The sequence below is a fragment of the Pseudomonas lyxosi genome, assembly GCF_047758685.1.
GTDB lineage: Bacteria > Pseudomonadota > Gammaproteobacteria > Pseudomonadales > Pseudomonadaceae > Aquipseudomonas > Aquipseudomonas lyxosi.
The window spans coordinates 1,106,066-1,124,595 of record NZ_CP180481.1 but is presented as its reverse complement, the minus strand read 5'-3'; the positions used below and the strand labels follow the sequence as shown (position 1 = coordinate 1,124,595).

The window sequence follows — 18,530 nt, the reverse complement described above, 5'->3', positions numbered from 1 at the left end:
AAGATCATGTTCAAGCCTATGGCCCTGGCCGCTGCTGTCCTCACCGCTTTCAGCCTGAACGCCTTCGCGGCGAAAACCGAGTTGACGGTGTACACCGCCCTCGAAGCCGAACAACTGAAGACCTATAAAGAAGCCTTCGAAAAGGCCAACCCGGATGTCGAGATCAAGTGGGTGCGCGACTCCACCGGCATCATCACCGCCAAGCTGCTGGCCGAAAAAGCCCGCCCACAGGCTGATGCGGTCTGGGGCCTGGCTGCGTCGAGCCTGGCGATTCTCGATCAACAAGGCATGCTGCAAAGCTATGCGCCGAAGGACCTGGGCAAAATCGGCGGCAACTACCGCGACGCCGCCAACCCGCCAGCCTGGGTCGGCATGGACGTCTGGGCTGCGACCATTTGCTTCAACACCGTTGAAGCCGAGAAACAGGGTTTGAGCAAACCGGTCAGTTGGCAGGACCTGACCAAGCCTGAGTACAAAGGCAAGATCGTCATGCCCAACCCGGCCTCGTCCGGCACCGGTTTCCTCGACGTCAGCGCCTGGCTGCAAACCTTCGGCGAGAAGCAGGGCTGGCAGTACATGGACGATCTGCACCAGAACATCGGCCAGTACGTTCACTCCGGTTCCAAGCCTTGCAAACTGGCGGCGGCGGGTGAATTCCCGATCGGAATTTCCTTTGAATACCCGGCCGTTCAGTTGAAACGCCAGGGCGCGCCGCTGGACATCATCCTGCCGAAAGAAGGCCTGGGCTGGGAGATCGAAGCCACCGCCGTGATCAAGGGCACACCGCATGAAGACGCGGCGAAGAAACTGGCTGACTTCTCCGCCAGCCCGGCGGCGATGGAGCTTTATAAAGAGAACTTCGCGGTGCTCGCGCAGCCAGGTATCGCCAAGCCGCAGACCGAATTGCCGGCGGATTATGAGCAGCGTTTGATCAAGAACGACTTTGCCTGGGCGTCGAAGAATCGCGACGAAATCCTGACCGAGTGGCGCAAACGCTATGACGGCAAGTCCGAGAAAGTGGCTGCCAAGTAAGCACCACCGATCTACCGATCGTTCCCACGCGGAGCGTGGGAACGATCATTGGGGGAACTCCATGACACAACACAACGACATGCTGATCGTCGGCGCAGGCATTCTCGGCCTGTCCCACGCCTATGCCGCCGCCAAGCGCGGTCTGAAGGTCACCGTTTTCGAACGCAGCGAAACGCCTCTGGGCGCATCGGTACGCAACTTCGGCCAGGCCCTGGTCACCGGCCAACCACCGGGCCCGATGCTTGAACTGGCCAAGGTCAGCCGCGAGATCTGGGGCCAATGGGCGCAGCTCGTCGGTCTGCAACTCAAGCGCAACGGCTCGTATCTGTTTGCCCGCACCGAAGCCGAAGAACACCTGCTGGAAGCCTTCTGCGCCGGTCGCGCCGTGGAACACGGTTACCGCGTCGACCTGTTGCGCGGCGCTGCATTGCGCGACTTGTACGGCGGCCAATTCAGCCATCATCGCGCCGCGTTGCACGGGATGGACGATCAGCAACTGTATTCCCGTGAAGCGATTCCGGCGTTGGTCGACTGCCTGCACCGCGAACTCGGCGTCGCGTTTCACTTCTCCACGCTGGTGCGCGACATCGAACCGGGCCGCTTGCACAGCACCGCCGGATCCTTCAGTGCCGAACAGATCATCGTTTGTTCCGGTCACGATTATCAGACGTTGCTGGCCGAGCCAATCGCCGAACTCAACCCGCAAATCTGCCGCCTGCAAATGCTTCGCGCCCGACCGCAGATCAATCTCAACCTGCAACACGCGTTGCTCACCGGTTTGAGCTGCGTGCACTACGGCGCGTTTGCCGATCTTCCGGAGGCCGCCGCCGTGCAGGCGCAAATCCTGCGGGACGCGCCGCACCTGCATGAACACGGCATTCACCTGCTGATCAGCCCGACTCCTTATGGCGAATTAATCATCGGCGACTCTCATCACTACGGCAGCGATCCATCACCGTTCAATGCCGAACAAGTGGACAACTGGATGATTGAGCTCGCGGAACACACCCTGGGTTGCAAGGTGCAAGTGGTCGAACGCTGGCAGGGTGTCTATGGTTCACGGGGACCGGGGCCGTTCTCGTTCCTGCGTCCGATGCCGGGCGTGAGCGTGGCGCTGATGCACACGGGTGTCGGCATGAGCGTCGGGCCGGCGATGGCTGAACGCAACGTAGCGACGTTGTTGGGAGAGCGTTGATGGACCGCAATGAGCAAGTGATCGCCGAGGTGTTCGGTCTGTACGAGCGCTTTGGCGACAGCGATTACATCGGCGAGCCGGTGTCGCAAATCGAGCACATGTCCCAGGCCGCCGAACTGGCCATGGCCGAGGGCTTCGATGACGAAGTGGTGCTGGCCGCGTTCTTCCACGACATCGGGCATATCTGCGCAGAGAGTGCCGAGAACATGGGCAGCTTCGGCGTGGTCAGTCACGAGCGGTTGGGCGCGGATTATTTACGCCGCGCAGGTTTCAGCGAGCGCATGGCGCGGCTTGTGGAATACCACGTTCAGGCCAAGCGTTATCTGACGCTCAAGGAACCGGGGTACTACGAGCGATTGAGTGAAGCCAGTCGCCGGACCCTGGAGTATCAGGGTGGGGTAATGACCGCAGCCGAGGCTGCAGCCTTCGAGCAGGACCCGTTGTGTGCGGTGAGTTTGCGGATGCGCCAGTGGGATGAACAGGCTAAGGAAATGGGCGTGCCGGTGATTGATCTTGGTCTCTTGAAAGAAAAGGCGTTGCGCCTGCTGGCTGCATGATCGTTCCCACGCTCTGCGTGGGAATGCAGCCCGTGACGCTCCGCGTCACTGGACGCGGAGCGTCCCTTGAGGCATTCCCACGCAGAGCGTGGGAACGATCAACTCAGAGTTGCTGCGCCAATACCTCAATCTGCTCCTGCCGCTCCGCCTGATTCAACTTCGGATGCGGATTAAGCGACGACCACTGCGGATGCGCCCGAGCCTTGTTCAGTGCCTCGGGCAGTTTGCCTTCGCGCCAGGTCTTGTCCTGTGGCGTGGCGACCTGAATGCTGTCCATCGCCGCATGCCCACGCGCATTGAGCGCTTGCAGCAGTTGCCGCTGACGCAATGCCAATAGTCGCAGCACGCCGTCATCGACGGTCAGCTCCCGTTGGCCCTTGATCTTGCCCATCAACCGACTGCCATAACTGCGCGCGGTTTGCAGGGCGCCGCCGGCAATTGCGCCGGCGAGTGCCGCCGCGCCAAGGGTCAGGCCACCCACCAACAAGTCGACCCCGGCCCCGGCTGCCGCGCCGGCCGCGATACCGCCACCGACTCGCACGCCGAGTTGTTTCAGGGTTTCCGGGTTGAACAGGTCGTCACCCCAGCGGCCATCGAGCAATGGCAGATCACTGGCTGCCGCGTCCTGCGGACGGAAGGCGTAGAGCTTGAGCAGCGCTTCGACGCAGCGTTGTTCCCGTTGTCGAACCGCTTTGCGCAGTTCGTTGATAGCCTGCTGTTCTTGCTCGGCTTCGCTGACCACGCTGCGCCGGCACGCGGCGCAGTCGATCAATAATTCGGCAATCAGCCGCGCCGCACTCTGTTGCCGGGCCTGGCGTTGGGCTTGCTGATCGGCGATCAGGCGTTCCAGTTGCGGGCGGGCGTTTTCCAGCAGCAGCGCGAGGCTTTCATACAGTCGACGTTCGCCATCCTCAGGCGGTGCGACGCTGTCGAAACGCACCAAGGCGTGCAAGCCCAGACGCGCCAGTGCTTCACGCCAGTCCGGCTCGCGGTGGTTGGCGCTGCTAACAAAATTCAGCACCGGCAGCAGTGGTTTGCCGCAGCTGGCCAACACTTCCAGTTCGTCGCGGTACTTGGCCAGCACTGGTTCCCGGGCGTCGATCACGTAGAGACCGGCGTCGCAGGTCAGCAGTTGCCGCAGCACCTTGGCTTCCTGTTCGAAACGCTGCCGGGCTTCGCTGCCCTCAAGAAAGCGCGCCAGACGCGCCGGGCCGTCGAGGCGTTCACCCGGCCGTTCAAGACGTTCGAGATAGTCGAGCAGGGCGATGGCATCTTCCAGGCCCGGGGTATCGAAAAGGTCGAGCAAGGGCTCGCCGTCTACCGATAACCGTGCGCCTTCCACGTGTCGAGTGGTGCTGGGGCGATGGGAGACTTCGCCGAAGCCGACATCTCGGGTCAACGTTCGCAGCAACGAGGTTTTACCGACGTTGGTGTGGCCGACCACGGCGAGCTTCAAGGGCGGTTTCCAGGGATTAGTCATGACCGCTCTCCAGCCAGTTCAACGGCGCGCAATCGGCGAACGGCAGGTCCAGCTGTTGCAGCGCCACGTGCCAGTCACCCAGCCTTTCGGCATCCAGCGCTTCGCCCGGCGGAGCTTGCAGCAGCCAGACGCGCGTGGCGCTGGCGCTGCGGGCCAGTTCGGCGATCAATGCCAGACTTCCGCGGTCCGGCGAACGGCGCGGATCGCAAGCGATGGCCATACGGGCCGGGGGGAAACGGCTCAGCTGTTCGAGAAGTTTGTTGCGCGATTCGCGACTGTCGAGAATCCCGGCGTTGCCCACGGTTTTCGGTAATTGCGGCGGCCATGGACGTTGATCGTCCAGCTCGATGGCGACCAACAACGCGCCATCGCTTTGCAGGTCGCTGACGCCGCTTTCAATACGGTGCAGTTGCTCTGGCGCCGCGTCGCTGATGCCCAGGCGTTCACTGGTCGGCATCAGCCGTTCGCGCAACTGGGCATAACCGGGCAGGTTCAAATCCAGACGCAATGCCGCTTGCCCGGTTTTCCAGCGCCACAGGCAGAACAGCGCCAGCAACAGTCGCGGCAAAACACCGTAGACCACCAGCACGCCGACCAGCCATGTTGCCCAGGCCTGACGGGCGCTTTCGATGTTCAGCGCGGCATCGCCGCTGGCGCGGATCATCTCCACGGTCGGTACGTTGAAACCAAGCATGGCCGGCAGGGCGCCGAGGGCCTGGGTCATGGCGACGAAGGTGTCGCCGCCCAGGAGCGTGGTTTCCCAGACGAAGCCGTAACGCCGGGTCGCCATCAGCATCAACAGCATCACCAGCGCACTGAGCATCGCCAACAACCACAAACCGTTGACCAGTACACCGACCGCCCAGCGATTGAGTTTCTGTCGTTGCAGCAAGAGCAGCAGGGCCGGCGCCAGTTGTGCGGCTTTGGCATCGCGAGCGAGTTTTTCGCTGAGCCATAACCATAAGCGGCCGAGGGTGGTGCCGTGTTCGCCAGCGAAGACCAGGCCCAACGCCCAGCTCAGTAGCAGAATCAAGTTCAGTCCAAGCAAACTGCCCAAGGCCCAGAACACATTCACTGGGGTTTGTCCGTCGCCCAGCGCGGCAAACGCCAGGCCGGCGCCGCTGGCAACGGCGAGAACAGCCAGTACCAACAGTGCCAGCCGCGCACCTTGCAGCCAATGTTTGAGGGCGCTGGTCAGTCCATCGCGCTCGGCCAGCCAAAGGGCACGGCGTTGAATGCGTGTCGGCAGATCACCGCCCGCGCTGCGGGCCAGTCGGTTGGCTTCCAGATCATCCAGGGGACCGGCGTGTTCTTCGCGCAGGCGCACCGTCTCGGTCAGCCAGAGGTTTTGCAGTGGAGTCAGTTCAGTCACGCGGCATCCCGTCGCTCAATTCAGTGGTGAGCATAACCGCTGTGGCGCTTATCGGGGTACGGGAGGCTCTGGTATCCTCGCCGGCATGACTAAATCACTCCCCCTCAGCCTGATTGCAGCCCTCGGTGAAAACCGTGTGATCGGCGTCGACAACAGCATGCCCTGGCACTTGCCGGGGGACTTCAAATACTTCAAGGCCACGACCCTCGGCAAGCCGATCATCATGGGTCGCAAGACCTGGGATTCCCTCGGTCGTCCGTTGCCGGGCCGGTTGAACATCGTGGTCAGCCGTCAGGCGGATCTGCTGCTGGAAGGCGCGGAGGTTTATCCGTCGCTGGAGGCTGCCGTTGTTCGGGCCGAAGAGTGGGCTCGGGAACAGGGCGTCGATGAGCTGATGCTGATTGGCGGCGCGCAGTTGTATGCGCAGGGGATGGCTCAGGCTGATCGGTTGTATTTGACGCGCGTGGCGCTGAGCCCGGAAGGGGATGCGTGGTTTCCGGAGTTTGATTTGAAAGAGTGGAAACTGGTGTCGAACACCGAGAATCCGGCCGAAGGGGATAAGCCGGCGTACAACTTTGAGGTGTGGGAGCGCACCTGAGATCGTTCCCACGCTCTGCGTGGGAATGCAGCCCGTGACGCTCCGCGTCACTGGACGCGGAGCGTCCCTTGAGGCATTCCCACGCGGGAGCGTGGGAACGATCAGTACGGGTTAAGCGTGAGCCAACTCCGAATGCTCATCCGCATCCAACAGCTCTTTATCGGTCTGCTGCATGATCTGGCTGGTGATCGCACCGGCGGTAATCGAACCACTCACGTTCAACGCCGTACGGCCCATGTCGATCAGCGGCTCAACCGAAATCAGCAACGCCACCAGTGACACCGGCAAGCCCATCGCCGGCAACACGATCAACGCGGCAAACGTCGCGCCACCGCCCACGCCGGCCACACCGGCCGAACTCAGCGTCACAATCGCCACCAACGTCGCGATCCACAACGGGTCCAGCGGATTGATGCCCACAGTCGGCGCAACCATCACCGCCAACATCGCCGGGTACAGACCAGCACAGCCATTCTGGCCAATGGTCGCGCCGAACGACGCGGCGAAACTGGCGATGGATTGTGGAATACCCAAACGGCTGGTCTGGGCTTCGATGCTCAGCGGAATAGTCGCAGCGCTGGAACGGCTGGTGAAGGCAAACGTCAGCACCGGCCAGATCTTGCGGAAGAAGCGCAGCGGGTTTATCCCGGCGGCCGAGACCAGCAGGCCATGGACCACAAACATCAGGCCCAGCCCGATGTAGGAAACCACCACGAAACTGCCGAGTTTGATGATGTCCTGCAGGTTGGAGCCGGCGACCACTTTGGTCATCAGCGCCAATACACCGTACGGAGTCAGCTTCATCACCAGGCGGACCAGACGCATCACCCAGGCTTGCAGGGTGTCGATGGCGTTGATCACTTTCTGACCTTTCTCCACGTCATCTTTCAGCAGTTGCAACGCCGCGACCCCAAGGAACGCAGCAAAAATCACCACGCTGATGATCGAGGTCGGCTTGGCGCGAGCGAGGTCGGCGAAGGGGTTTTGCGGAATGAACGACAGCAACAGCTGCGGCACATTCAGGTCGGCAACCTTGCCCGCGTAGTCGGTCTGGATGGTTTGCAGACGGGCCATTTCCTGAGTGCCGGCCACCAGGCCTTCGGCGGTCAGACCAAACAGGTTGGTCAAGCCGATACCGATCAGGGCCGCGATGGCGGTGGTGAACAACAGCGTGCCGATGGTCAGGAAGCTGATCTTGCCCAGAGACGAGGCGTTGTGCAGACGGGCCACGGCGCTGAGGATCGAGGCAAACACCAGCGGGATCACGATCATTTGCAGCAACTGCACGTAGCCATTGCCCACCAGATCGAACCAGCCGATCGAGGCTTTCAATACCGGGTTACCGGCACCGTAAACGGTGTGCAGAGCCACACCGAAGACCACGCCCAACACTAATGCGAGCAGGACTTTTTTAGCTAAGCTCCACGTCGTGTGACGGGTTTGCGCCAAGCCGAAGAGCAGGGCGAGGAATACCAGCAGATTGAGGATCAGCGGCAGATTCATGTGAACTCCGAGAGAGACTTGTGCCAGCCACCTTCCGGGGCAGCTGCGAACCGGCAAGCCTAACAGCTTGAAAACTAATGATTTAATATCAAAAAGGTCTGTTAACTGTCGTTTTTGGAATAAGAGGGTGTCGTTGTCGGAGATGCAGCTGACGCGAAAGGGACGAGGGCGGTCGCAGGCAGATGGGGACTGTCACACTAATTTGTTAGCGTCGATATCTTTGAATCAGGGAGAAGCGTCAATGAAGCTAGCACCGAAATTTCTGGCCGCAGCACTCTGCCTGGGCCTTGCCGGCCAGGTATTCGCCACGGATTTGAAGCATTGGCCAGCCGATCAGGCCAAGGCGCTGGACGCAATGATTGCCGCCAACGCCAACAAAGGTAACTACGCGGTGTTCGACATGGACAACACCAGTTACCGCTACGACCTCGAAGAGTCGTTGCTGCCGTTCATGGAAAACAAGGGCCTGATCACCCGCGAGAAGCTCGACCCCTCCCTGAAACTGATGCCGTTCAAAGACACCGCGGACCACAAGGAAAGCCTGTTCAGCTACTACTATCGCCTCTGCGAAGTCGACGATATGGTTTGCTACCCATGGGTCGCGCAAGTGTTCTCCGGCTTCACCCTCCAGGAACTCAAAGGCTACGTCGATGAGTTGATGGCTTCCGGTAAACCGGTGCCGGCGACGTATTACGAAGGCGACGTGGTCAAGAACCTCGACGTCAACCCGCCGAAAATCTTCACTGGCCAGAAAGAGCTGTACAACAAGCTGATGGAGAACGGCATCGAGGTCTACGTGATGACCGCCGCCTCCGAAGAACTGGTACGCATGGTCGCCGCCGATCCGAAGTACGGCTACAACGTGAAACCGCAGAACGTGATCGGCGTGAGCTTGTTGCTCAAGGACCCGAAGACCGGCGAGCTGACCACGGCGCGCAAGCAGATCACCGCAGGCAAGTATGACGAGAAGGCTAACCTTGGCCTCGAACTGACCCCGTACCTGTGGACCCCGGCGACCTGGATGGCCGGCAAGCACGCGGCGATCCTGACCTACATCGACGAGTGGAAAAAACCGGTACTGGTGGGCGGCGATACGCCGACCAGCGATGGTTACATGCTGTTCCACGATGTCGACGTGGCCAAGGGCGGCATCCACTTGTGGGTCAACCGCAAAGACAAATACATGACCCAGATTAACGGCATGATGGCCAAGCACGCCGCAGCTCAGGCCAAGGAAGGGTTGCAGGTTACGGCGGACAAGAACTGGGTGATTGTGACGCCGGCAGAAATCCAGTAAGCACCGAAAATCCAGTGTAGGAGTGAGCCTGCTCGCGATAGCGAAGTGCCTGTCACCATAGATGTTGCCTGGCACTCCGCTATCGCGAGCAGGCTCGCTCCTACAGTTGATCTCCTATGTTTGGGGAATTTTGGTCAAAAAAATGCCCCGCACATGGCGGGGCATTTTTATTTCTGCGACTGACGCTTACAGCCCGTCGAGCATTGCCTTGTTACGCACGGCACCCTTGTCGGCGCTGGTCGCCAGCAGGGCGTAGGCTTTCAGCGCGGTGGTCACCTTGCGTGGACGTTTTTCCAAAGGCTTCCAGCCTTTCTGATCCTGCTCGGCACGACGGCCGGCCATTTCTTCGTCGCTGATCAACAGGTTGATCGAGCGGTTCGGAATGTCGATCAGCACTTTGTCGCCATCCTGCACCAGACCAATTGCGCCGCCGGCAGCGGCTTCTGGCGAAGCGTGGCCGATGGACAGGCCCGAGGTGCCGCCGGAGAAACGGCCATCGGTGAGCAGGGCGCAAGCTTTGCCCAGGCCTTTGGATTTCAGGTACGACGTCGGGTACAGCATTTCCTGCATGCCCGGGCCGCCTTTCGGGCCTTCGTAACGAATGATCACGATGTCGCCGGCCTTCACTTCGTCCGCGAGGATGCCGCGTACGGCGCTGTCCTGGCTTTCGAAGATCTTCGCGTTGCCTTCGAACACGTGAATCGACTCGTCGACGCCGGCGGTTTTCACCACGCAGCCGTCCAGCGCGATGTTGCCGTAGAGAACGGCCAGGCCGCCTTCTTTCGAGTAGGCGTGTTCGACGCTACGGATGCAGCCGTTTTCACGGTCGTCGTCCAGGGTTTCCCAACGGGTCGACTGGCTGAACGCGGTTTGCGTCGGGATGCCCGCCGGACCGGCCTTGAAGAAGTGATGCACCGCTTCGTCGTTGGTCTGGGTGATGTCCCACTTGGCGATGCCTTCGGCCAGGGTTTTGCTGTGCACGGTCGGCAGGTCGGTGTGCAGCAGACCGCCACGGGACAGCGAGCCGAGGATGCTGAAGATCCCGCCGGCACGGTGCACGTCTTCCATGTGGTACTTCTGGATGTTCGGCGCGACTTTGCACAGTTGCGGCACGTGGCGGGAGAGACGGTCGATGTCGCGCAGGTCGAAATCGATCTCGGCTTCCTGGGCCGCGGCCAGCAAGTGCAGGATGGTGTTAGTGGAGCCGCCCATGGCGATGTCCAGCGTCATGGCGTTTTCGAACGCCTTGAAGTTGGCGATGTTGCGCGGCAATACCGACTCATCGTTGTCGCCGTAGTAACGCTTGCACAGCTCGACGATGGTGCGGCCGGCCTGCAGGAACAGTTGTTCGCGATCGCTGTGGGTCGCGAGGGTCGAACCGTTGCCCGGCAATGCCAGACCGAGGGCTTCAACCAGGCAGTTCATCGAGTTGGCGGTGAACATGCCGGAGCAAGAACCGCAGGTCGGGCAGGCGCTGCGCTCGTACTCTGCGACTTTCTCGTCAGAAGCGCTAGAGTCGGCGGCGATCACCATGGCGTCGACGAGGTCGAGACCGTGGCTGGCCAGTTTGGTCTTGCCGGCTTCCATCGGGCCGCCGGAAACGAAGATCACCGGGATGTTCAGGCGCAGGGCGGCCATCAGCATGCCTGGGGTGATCTTGTCGCAGTTGGAGATGCAGACGATGGCGTCGGCGCAGTGGGCGTTGACCATGTACTCGACGGAGTCGGCGATGATCTCGCGGCTCGGCAGCGAATACAGCATGCCGTCGTGGCCCATTGCGATGCCGTCATCCACGGCGATGGTGTTGAATTCTTTGGCGACACCGCCGGCGCGTTCGATTTCGCGGGCGACCAGTTGGCCCAGGTCCTTGAGGTGGACGTGGCCCGGTACGAACTGGGTGAAGGAGTTGGCAATGGCGATGATCGGCTTTTTGAAGTCGTCATCTTTCATCCCCGTTGCGCGCCACAGTGCGCGGGCGCCGGCCATGTTGCGGCCATGGGTGGATGTTTTCGAGCGGTAATCAGGCATGAAGCACTCCGGGCGGCTAATCAGGTATCAAAAGGGAAGTGAGCTTCTATTGACGTCTGGAACACTCAGAAATGGCCGTGTGTCCGGAAGTTGCCGATAACTTTGCGGGATCGCCGCGCGCTTCAGCTTGAGCTCATAAACCCGCCGGGGGATGACTGGCGATGAATGTCGCGATTCTACACGGCTGGCGTCAGGAGGGAATGCCGGAAGATGTTGAACCGGCGCTGACTGGGTGTGTGGGATGACGACCGGCAGTGATCACCCGCGATTCAGCGCCAGCCGCCGACGTGTGATCAGTGTGTTGAGGGAAACGCCGGTAGTGCTCAGGACGAGGAAGCTCAGTGCCAGAGTCGTTTGGGGGTGGGTTGCGCTCAGGGTGATCAGGGCGCTGATTAACCCGCCGAAGATGAAGACCAGCGTGTTCCCGGCCGACGCCGAGGTGCCGGCCATGTCCGGGAACACTTCCATTGCTTTGGAGGTGGCAACAGGGCGAGCGATGGTTGTGCCGGCGGTGCAAATAATCATCGGGATCAGCACCGTCAGGGTAGAAAGCCCCAGCAGGTTTGAGAGTAAGAGCATCACCAGCCCCGAAATAAAGATCAGGCCCAGGCCGACGATGATCTGTGTATTGGGCGAGATCCGCCCATCGAGGACTCGAGCGACAATGCCGCCGATGATGTAGGCCACGCCATACAGCAGCAGTGTCAGGGAAAACTCGTAGGCCGAAAGCTGCAACTGCTCCATGAAGATCAGGGGCGAGATGACAATGAAGGAAAAGTGGCAGGTGAAGGCGATTGCGGCGATCAGCCAATAGCCGAGGAAACCCGCATCGCGACAGACGCACCGGTAGGACTGAAGAATGCTTCGGCGCGGGGTTGTGGCGGTGTGCCGGTTATCAAGAAAGAAGCAGGCCTTAAGGAACACGGCGGCGGCGAGGGCAATAAAGACAATGAAGCTTGCGGGCCAGTCCAGTGCCTGTTGCAACAGGGTGCCAGCCAGTGGCGAGACGGAAATGAAGATCCCGCTGGCGGTGACCATCAGAATCCGCAGTTGATCCCGCTCCTTGCCGTCGAACAGGTCCTGGACCAGCGCCTGTGAAAGTACGAAGCAACCGCAGCCGATGGCCTGTACTACTCGGAACATCAGGAACCAGGCGTAGTCGGTGGACAGCACGCAACCAGTCGCACCGACAATCGAGACCGCCATTCCCGCCAGCAGCAGACTTTTGCGCCCGATGACATCCGAGAGCGGCCCGACCAGTAGTTGGGAAAGTGCGATCCCGATGGCAAACAGGCTGATGGAAAACGCGATGTCGCCTGGCGTGGTCCGGAAGTGTTCGGCCAGCGCCGGGAACGATGGCAGCAGGACATCCAGAGGGAAGACCCCGAGCATCACCATGGTCATTAATAGGGTGATCGCAGAGCGGCGGTGTTTGACACTGACCGCAGATTTTCCTTCATCCATCGACAAGTCCTGCCTGTGCGAAGAGCTGCTGGTTAAAAGGCAGGTCGAAAAAACCTGCCTTTTCCATTGCCTGTAGCGTCGCGCCTGCACCTGATCGGGCGCGCTGTAGGCAGGCTTGCGGGCCGGTCAGGGCCCTGAGGATTTCTGCGACGCAACTCTCCCTGAGGCCCACGCTGTTCAGGCTTTCCTTCAACCATCGCTCATCGACCTCAAAGAAAATCAGGATGATGTCCACCAGCAGCTTCGCGGCGAACGTGCGTTGGCTGCTGTTCAGGGTCAGCCACAGATAATGGAACACTTCGCAAAAGTAACGACTGTGTCGGGCCTCGTCGGTGAGGTGGTCCCTGAGCATTTCCTGGACGCTGGACACCAACTCGTTGCGGCAAACCTCGAGCAGTTCCCTAGCGATGATGGTCTCGGACACGAAGCCAACGAGAAACCAGGCCAGCGCCTTATGCCTGTCAGGTGCGTGGTCAAGCAGGGCGTTCAGTCGGGTAATGCGGTGCGGTAGCACCGGGCGTTGGGTCATGCCGTAAAGGTCGGCAATCTGCTCGGCGAGACTATTGGAGAACAGGGCGTGATAACCCTCATCGGTATAGAGCTGGAGGGCGGCCGTTTTCATCCGTCGGGGGATAGATGCACCGAGCTCATCGTGGACGATGGTTTCCACGGAGCGGTTGACGATCCGATGTTCGAGCCGGGTGGTGTAGTCGAGGAAATACACCAGATGGTTGGCTGATAATCGATGGGTGATCGCGCTGCCGGCTGCTTCGATGGCCGGGTGATTCAGGTAGGACAGAAAGGCGGGCGGGAACCAGTGTCGTGTTTCCAGTTGCCGTTCCAGATTTGATGGCAATTGATAGGTGTGCTCGCTGGTTCGTACCGAGGCTCGAGTGTTCCAGTCGCCGAGGGTGAAGCGCTGTGCCCAGGCGTCGGGCAGTGACAGGTCGCCTGTACGGGGCTCGGTCATTGTTGTGAGCCTCGGCTGCTTAGCAGTGCTTTCAATTCCTTGCACATCACTTGCCCGTCACTCTGACCGCAGCCCACAAAAAACAACGGTTGTTCGGCGCTGTCTTCGATCCCCAGCAACGTTTCGATCTGATCGTCCGCCAACGCACCGGTCAGCCAGGTGCTTAACCCAAGTGCGGTGGCCACCAGTTGAAAGGTCTGGGAAATATGACCTGCCTCGACGTAAGCCATTCGGTAGGCTCGCGAGTGTTCATATTTCCACCACAGTTTGTCGAAGCGAGCGGTGATGAACAGGCCGACTGGCAGGTTGTTGATGAAATGCTGCCCACACAACAACTGGCCCAAGGGTGAGTCAGGCACCGGATTGACGAAGCTCAACGCATGTTCGTCGGGGTGGTAGGCGTAGAGCCCGGGATTCAGGCCGCTGACGTTCTGAACATGCAGAAAACCTTCGCAGGCATTCAGCCCACCACCGGATGGACTGCTACGCCGGGCGCCAAGACCTTCGGCGATGGTTTCGTCGATGTCGTTATCGCGCTCACGCAGATAACCAAGGGAGAAATATATAAGAGTGCCCACATCGTCGAGGGAGACCCCTTCACCCGTGAAGGAGCGACAGGTCTTTCGGTCGATCAAGATCTTTGCAAGTGCGCTTTGCGGCAGACAGGAAGGTGGGGGCAGGGCAATCCGCTCGCTTGTCGGGCGTTCTGTGAGTCTGGCCTCCGGGGCAGGAGTGGCCAGTACTTCGGCACAATGGTCCAGATAGTGTCTCGACCATTCATTAATATCTTGGGGGACATATTCACAAGGAATGTTCTTGGTGCCGATATGAAATATCTTCGACAGTTCATCCCAGCCCCATTCAAGGGGGGCTTGTATTGAAGTTGTGAGTATTCCCGCGTTCAGGAGTTGCGTGTCTATGATGTTGTTGTCATCAAACTTTTCAGGGTTGTCGATAAGGTGTGCGAGACGGGTTGAATATTCAAAATTCAATTCGAACTGTTTGTGGTTCTTGTAATCCCAGACTATTTGGTCGGGCGTGCGAGGAAGTATGAATATATAGGGGTTTATCTGCATGATTGGCGACTCACTCTGGTCTTTGCCATAGAAAACGCTGGGTAGCCGGCACTCCCCAGCGTTTCATTTACTTAGCGGACTTTTGGCGCAACCAGAAAAGCCAGGTTAGCGATTTTGTTGGCTTCCAGAGTAATTGCTTTCATGTTTTGAACTCCTTGTAATTGATAGTGAGTGTCACTCCGTTGTGACACCCTAATCATAGTTTGTAATGAGTTCTTATCAAGGGGAGATTGAGTAGGAATGTTCCAGTAATCTTGTCGGATCAATCTTAGGGTTGGATGAATCTTGTAAGTTCTGTCCGCTAAAATAAAAGACAAAGCGAAACGTCCTGCAAGTCATTAAGACCGCTGGAGTAGGAAGTTGGAGAATTCAATAACAGATAACAGAACGGGGAGCCGGCTGGCTCCCCGTCAAACCAGCGTAATCAGCTGTTTGGCAGCAGACGGCAGGTGATGCTCTTGATGTAGCGGGTTTCGGCGATGGCCGGGTGAACCGGGTGATCCGGGCCCTGACCGCCGCGCTCCAGCATCTGGATGTTGCGGTCCAGGTGACGGGCGCTGGTCAGCAGGATGTTCTGCAGATCGTCTTCCGGCAGGTGCATCGAGCACGAAGCGCTGACCAGGATGCCGTCCTTGCTGAGCAGGCGCATGGCTTGCTCGTTCAGGCGACGGTAGGCACCTTCACCGTTCTTCATGTCTTTTTTGCGTTTGATGAACGCCGGAGGATCGGCAACGATCACGTCGAAACGCTCTTCGCTGGCTTTCAGTTCTTTCAAGGCTTCGAACACGTCACCTTCAATGCAGGTCATCTTGTCGGCGAAGCCGTTCAGCGCGGCGTTGCGCTCGACGCCGTCGAGGGCGAAGGCCGATGCGTCGACGCAGAACACTTCACTGGCGCCGAACGCAGCCGCTTGCACGCCCCAGCCACCGATGTAGCTGTACAGGTCCAGCACGCGTTTGCCTTTGGCGTAAGGTGCCAGGCGTGCGCGGTTCATGCGGTGGTCGTAGAACCAGCCGGTTTTCTGTCCCTGGATAACGGGGGCTTCGAATTTCACGCCGTTTTCTTCCAGGGCAACCCACTCCGGCACCAGGCCGAACACGGTTTCGACGTAGCGGTTGAGGCCTTCGGCATCACGGGCAGCGGAGTCGTTCTTGAACAGAATGCCACTAGGCTTGATCACTTGGGTCAGCGCTGCGATCACGTCTTCTTTATGGGCTTCCATGGTTGCCGAAGCGATCTGTACCACCAGGATGTCGCCGAAACGGTCGACTACCAGACCTGGCAGCAGGTCGGAATCGCCGTAGACCAGGCGATAGAACGGCTTGTCGAACAGGCGATCGCGCAGGGACAGGGCAACGTTCAGGCGATGCACCAGCAACGACTTGTCCAGCGGTAACTTGATGTCGCGCGACAAGAGGCGGGCGCAGATCAGGTTGTTCGGGCTCATGGCAACGATGCCCAACGGCTTGCCGCTGGCTGCTTCGAGGATCGCCTGGTCGCCGGCCTTGAAGCCGTGCAAAGGAGTAGCGGCTACATCGATTTCGTTGCTGTAGACCCACAAGTGGCCGTTTCGCAGGCGACGGTCGGCGTTGGCTTTGAGGCGCAGGCTAGGCAGGGACATGACGTCGCTCCGGAAAAAAGAGCGGGAGTATAGCGTGTTGCGCACGGCCACGGTTTGGCGGATGGACATGCGGTGAGGAAGGGCCGGCATTTGATGAAACTTCAGGCGATGGATCGGCCAAGGTGTCGGATCCAACTTTATAAGGGTTAGAATCGCCGCCTGTCCCAGAGTGTGTACTTATGTCCCCAGAGCTGACTACCGAACAGATTCAACAGTCCCTGCAAGGCATCAGCGTGCCGGCCCAGCCGCAAATCATGGTGGATTTGCAGATGGAACAGTACATGCCCGATCCGGATCTGGAGGTGATCGCGAAGCTGATCTCCCAGGACCCGGGCCTCTCTGGCGCCTTGTTGAAAATCGTCAACTCGCCGTATTACGGCTTGAGCAACAAGATCGCCTCGATTCAGCGTGCGGTGAATCTGCTGGGCAGCCGCTCGATCATCAACCTGATCAACGCGCAGTCGATCAAGGGCGAGATGAACGACGACACCATTGTCACCTTGAATCGGTTCTGGGACACCGCTCAGGACGTGGCGATGACCTGCCTGACCCTGGCCAAGCGCATCGGCGTCCAGGCTGGCGATGAAGCGTACGCGTTGGGCCTGTTCCATGACTGCGGCGTGCCGCTGATGCTCCAGCGCTTCCCCAACTACATGACCGTTCTGGAAGAGGCCTATGCCAGCGCCGGCGCCGAATGTCGGGTGGTGGACACTGAGAATCGGGTGTTCAATACCAATCATGCGGTGGTGGGTTATTACACCGCCAAATCCTGGCGCCTGCCGGAGCATGTGACCGCCGCCATCGCCAATCACCACAATGCGTTGGCGATCTTCAGCGATGAGTCGTCGCGCAACAGTCAGCTGAAAAACCTGCTGGCGATCCTGAAAATGGCCGAGCACATTTGTGCGTCTTTCCGGGTGCTGGGCAACCAGCGTGATGACCACGAGTGGAACAGCATCGCACCGCTGGTGCTCGATTATGTCGGTCTCTCGGACTATGACTTCGAGACCCTCAAACAAACGATTCGCGACCTTGGCGCGCACCGCTGAGCGTTGTACAGCCTGATTCGAGAGCACCATGCCGGAACTGCCTGAAGTCGAAACCACCCGCCGCGGAATTGCGCCGCACCTGGAAGGCCAGCGCGTCAGCCGGGTGATCGTGCGTGAGCGGCGCTTGCGCTGGCCCATTCCCGAAGACCTGGATGTGCGGCTGTCTGGCCAGCGCATCGTGCTGGTGGAGCGACGCGCGAAGTACCTGCTGATCAATGCCGAAGTCGGCACGCTGATCAGCCATTTGGGGATGTCGGGGAATCTGCGTCTGGTGGAAGTCGGCACGCCGGTGGCCAAGCATGAGCATGTGGACATCGAACTGGAATCCGGCCTGGCCTTGCGTTACACCGACCCGCGACGGTTTGGCGCGATGCTCTGGAGCCTCGATCCGCTCAACCACGAGTTGTTGATTCGCCTGGGGCCGGAGCCGTTGACCGACCTGTTCGACGGCGAACGCTTGTTCCAGCAGTCCCGCGGGCGATCCATGTCGGTCAAGCCGTTCATCATGGACAACGCGGTGGTGGTTGGCGTGGGCAATATCTACGCCACCGAAGCGTTGTTCGCCGCCGGTATCGATCCGCGTCGTGAGGCCAAGAGCATCTCTCGGGCGCGTTATCTGAAACTGGCGATCGAGATCAAACGCATCCTGGCGGCCGCTATCGAGCGCGGCGGCACCACACTGCGCGACTTTATCGGCGGTGACGGTCAGCCGGGTTATTTCCAGCAGGAGCTGTTCGTGTACGGCCGTGGCGGCGCGCCCTGCAAGGTCTGTGGCACGGAGTTGCGGGAAGTGAAGCTCGGGCAGCGCGCCAGCGTCTTTTGCCCGCGTTGTCAGAGCTGATACGCCAAGGGTCTATAGTCAGTGTTCTGACTGCCTAACCCAAGGACCGTGCCATGAACCTGTTTCGAACCGTTGTCGTCGTTTTGCTGCTGAGCGTCGGTGCGCCAGCGCTGGCAGCAAACACGGGCAGCGGCGACCCGCGTTACACCATCCAGAATCCCCCGGCGTACGCCATGCTCGGCGATTTGCTGATCGCCCGACCTTTGCTGGTCGTGGCGACGGTGATCGGTGCAGGGGCGTTTGTGGTGTCGTTGCCGTTTACCGCGTTGGGTGGCGGCGTCGGCGATGCGGGGCAGGCGTTGGTGGTCGACCCGGCGAAAGCGGCGTTTGTGCGGTGCTTGGGGTGTATTGGGGATGGGTTTGAGCAGCGGGAGTGAATCAAGATCAAAAGATCGCAGGCTTCGGCAGCTCCTACAGGGGGAATGCGATTCCATGTAGGAGCTGCCG

At 59.9% G+C, this 18,530-nt stretch carries 16 protein-coding genes; 8 read left to right on the top strand and 8 right to left on the bottom strand.

The window, feature by feature from the left end; translation table 11 throughout:
* Positions 1 to 6 precede the first annotated feature (6 nt).
* The 3 genes from ACMXYI_RS05335 to ACMXYI_RS05325 all read left to right on the top strand — a co-directional run bounded on the left by ACMXYI_RS05335 (position 7) and on the right by ACMXYI_RS05325 (position 2,784).
* Positions 7 to 1,032 (top strand): putative 2-aminoethylphosphonate ABC transporter substrate-binding protein, encoded by a 1,026-nt coding sequence (locus ACMXYI_RS05335; RefSeq protein WP_129440272.1) that lies wholly within the window; start codon positions 7 to 9, stop codon positions 1,030 to 1,032.
* A gap of 61 nt (positions 1,033 to 1,093) precedes the next feature.
* Positions 1,094 to 2,227: a TIGR03364 family FAD-dependent oxidoreductase gene (locus ACMXYI_RS05330; RefSeq protein ID WP_415772058.1), complete on the top strand. Its 1,134-nt coding sequence runs from the start codon at positions 1,094 to 1,096 to the stop codon at positions 2,225 to 2,227.
* On the top strand, positions 2,227 to 2,784 hold the full coding sequence (locus ACMXYI_RS05325; RefSeq protein WP_415772057.1) for a phosphonate degradation HD-domain oxygenase: 558 nt from the start codon (positions 2,227 to 2,229) through the stop codon (positions 2,782 to 2,784). Before ACMXYI_RS05330 ends, ACMXYI_RS05325 begins: the two co-directional genes overlap by 1 nt.
* 103 nt (positions 2,785 to 2,887) lie before the next feature.
* Here ACMXYI_RS05325 and ACMXYI_RS05320 read toward each other — a convergent pair whose 3' ends face one another.
* Positions 2,888 to 4,264, bottom strand: a complete 1,377-nt coding sequence (locus tag ACMXYI_RS05320) for a GTPase/DUF3482 domain-containing protein (RefSeq protein ID WP_415772056.1) — start codon at positions 4,262 to 4,264, stop codon at positions 2,888 to 2,890.
* Complete coding sequence (locus ACMXYI_RS05315; RefSeq protein WP_415772055.1) at positions 4,257 to 5,636, bottom strand: DUF2868 domain-containing protein; 1,380 nt, start codon at positions 5,634 to 5,636, stop codon at positions 4,257 to 4,259. Before ACMXYI_RS05315 ends, ACMXYI_RS05320 begins: the two co-directional genes overlap by 8 nt.
* 85 nt (positions 5,637 to 5,721) lie before the next feature.
* On the opposite strand from ACMXYI_RS05315, the gene ACMXYI_RS05310 reads away from it, so the two are divergent.
* Entirely contained in the window at positions 5,722 to 6,234 is a 513-nt protein-coding gene (locus ACMXYI_RS05310; RefSeq protein ID WP_415772054.1) for a dihydrofolate reductase, read from the top strand.
* A gap of 111 nt (positions 6,235 to 6,345) precedes the next feature.
* Here ACMXYI_RS05310 and ACMXYI_RS05305 read toward each other — a convergent pair whose 3' ends face one another.
* A complete protein-coding gene (locus tag ACMXYI_RS05305; RefSeq protein WP_046045195.1) occupies positions 6,346 to 7,737 on the bottom strand; it encodes an L-cystine transporter in 1,392 nt (463 codons plus the stop codon).
* A gap of 241 nt (positions 7,738 to 7,978) precedes the next feature.
* Between ACMXYI_RS05305 and ACMXYI_RS05300 the strand changes: the two genes are divergently transcribed.
* On the top strand, positions 7,979 to 9,034 hold the full coding sequence (locus tag ACMXYI_RS05300) for a haloacid dehalogenase-like hydrolase (protein WP_415772052.1): 1,056 nt from the start codon (positions 7,979 to 7,981) through the stop codon (positions 9,032 to 9,034).
* A 186-nt stretch (positions 9,035 to 9,220) separates the two neighbouring features.
* Here ACMXYI_RS05300 and ilvD read toward each other — a convergent pair whose 3' ends face one another.
* From ilvD to ACMXYI_RS05275, 5 genes are all read right to left on the bottom strand, one after another.
* Positions 9,221 to 11,062: a dihydroxy-acid dehydratase gene (gene ilvD, locus ACMXYI_RS05295; RefSeq protein WP_415772051.1), complete on the bottom strand. Its 1,842-nt coding sequence runs from the start codon at positions 11,060 to 11,062 to the stop codon at positions 9,221 to 9,223.
* Between the two features lie 258 nt (positions 11,063 to 11,320).
* Positions 11,321 to 12,526, bottom strand: a complete 1,206-nt coding sequence (locus ACMXYI_RS05290; RefSeq protein WP_415772049.1) for a multidrug effflux MFS transporter — start codon at positions 12,524 to 12,526, stop codon at positions 11,321 to 11,323.
* The gene (locus ACMXYI_RS05285) at positions 12,519 to 13,496 is read right to left on the bottom strand and encodes a diiron oxygenase (RefSeq protein WP_415773863.1); all 978 of its coding nucleotides are present in this window, start codon (positions 13,494 to 13,496) and stop codon (positions 12,519 to 12,521) included. Before ACMXYI_RS05285 ends, ACMXYI_RS05290 begins: the two co-directional genes overlap by 8 nt.
* Positions 13,493 to 14,572: a SagB family peptide dehydrogenase gene (locus ACMXYI_RS05280; RefSeq protein ID WP_415772047.1), complete on the bottom strand. Its 1,080-nt coding sequence runs from the start codon at positions 14,570 to 14,572 to the stop codon at positions 13,493 to 13,495. Before ACMXYI_RS05280 ends, ACMXYI_RS05285 begins: the two co-directional genes overlap by 4 nt.
* Positions 14,573 to 14,996: 424 nt before the next feature.
* Positions 14,997 to 16,193 carry a class I SAM-dependent rRNA methyltransferase gene (locus ACMXYI_RS05275; protein ID WP_033060516.1) on the bottom strand — a complete coding sequence of 399 codons (1,197 nt, stop codon included), beginning with the start codon at positions 16,191 to 16,193 and terminating at the stop codon, positions 14,997 to 14,999.
* A gap of 233 nt (positions 16,194 to 16,426) precedes the next feature.
* Between ACMXYI_RS05275 and ACMXYI_RS05270 the strand changes: the two genes are divergently transcribed.
* From ACMXYI_RS05270 to ACMXYI_RS05260, 3 genes are read left to right on the top strand one after another with little or no spacing between them, the layout of a single operon-like run.
* A complete protein-coding gene (locus ACMXYI_RS05270) occupies positions 16,427 to 17,242 on the top strand; it encodes an HDOD domain-containing protein (protein ID WP_415773862.1) in 816 nt (271 codons plus the stop codon).
* 28 nt (positions 17,243 to 17,270) lie between these two features.
* Positions 17,271 to 18,083, top strand: a complete 813-nt coding sequence (gene mutM / locus ACMXYI_RS05265) for a bifunctional DNA-formamidopyrimidine glycosylase/DNA-(apurinic or apyrimidinic site) lyase (protein WP_415772045.1) — start codon at positions 17,271 to 17,273, stop codon at positions 18,081 to 18,083.
* Positions 18,084 to 18,136: 53 nt separating this feature from the next.
* A complete protein-coding gene (locus ACMXYI_RS05260) occupies positions 18,137 to 18,460 on the top strand; it encodes a multidrug transporter (RefSeq protein WP_415772043.1) in 324 nt (107 codons plus the stop codon).
* The last annotated feature ends 70 nt before the right edge of the window (positions 18,461 to 18,530 follow it).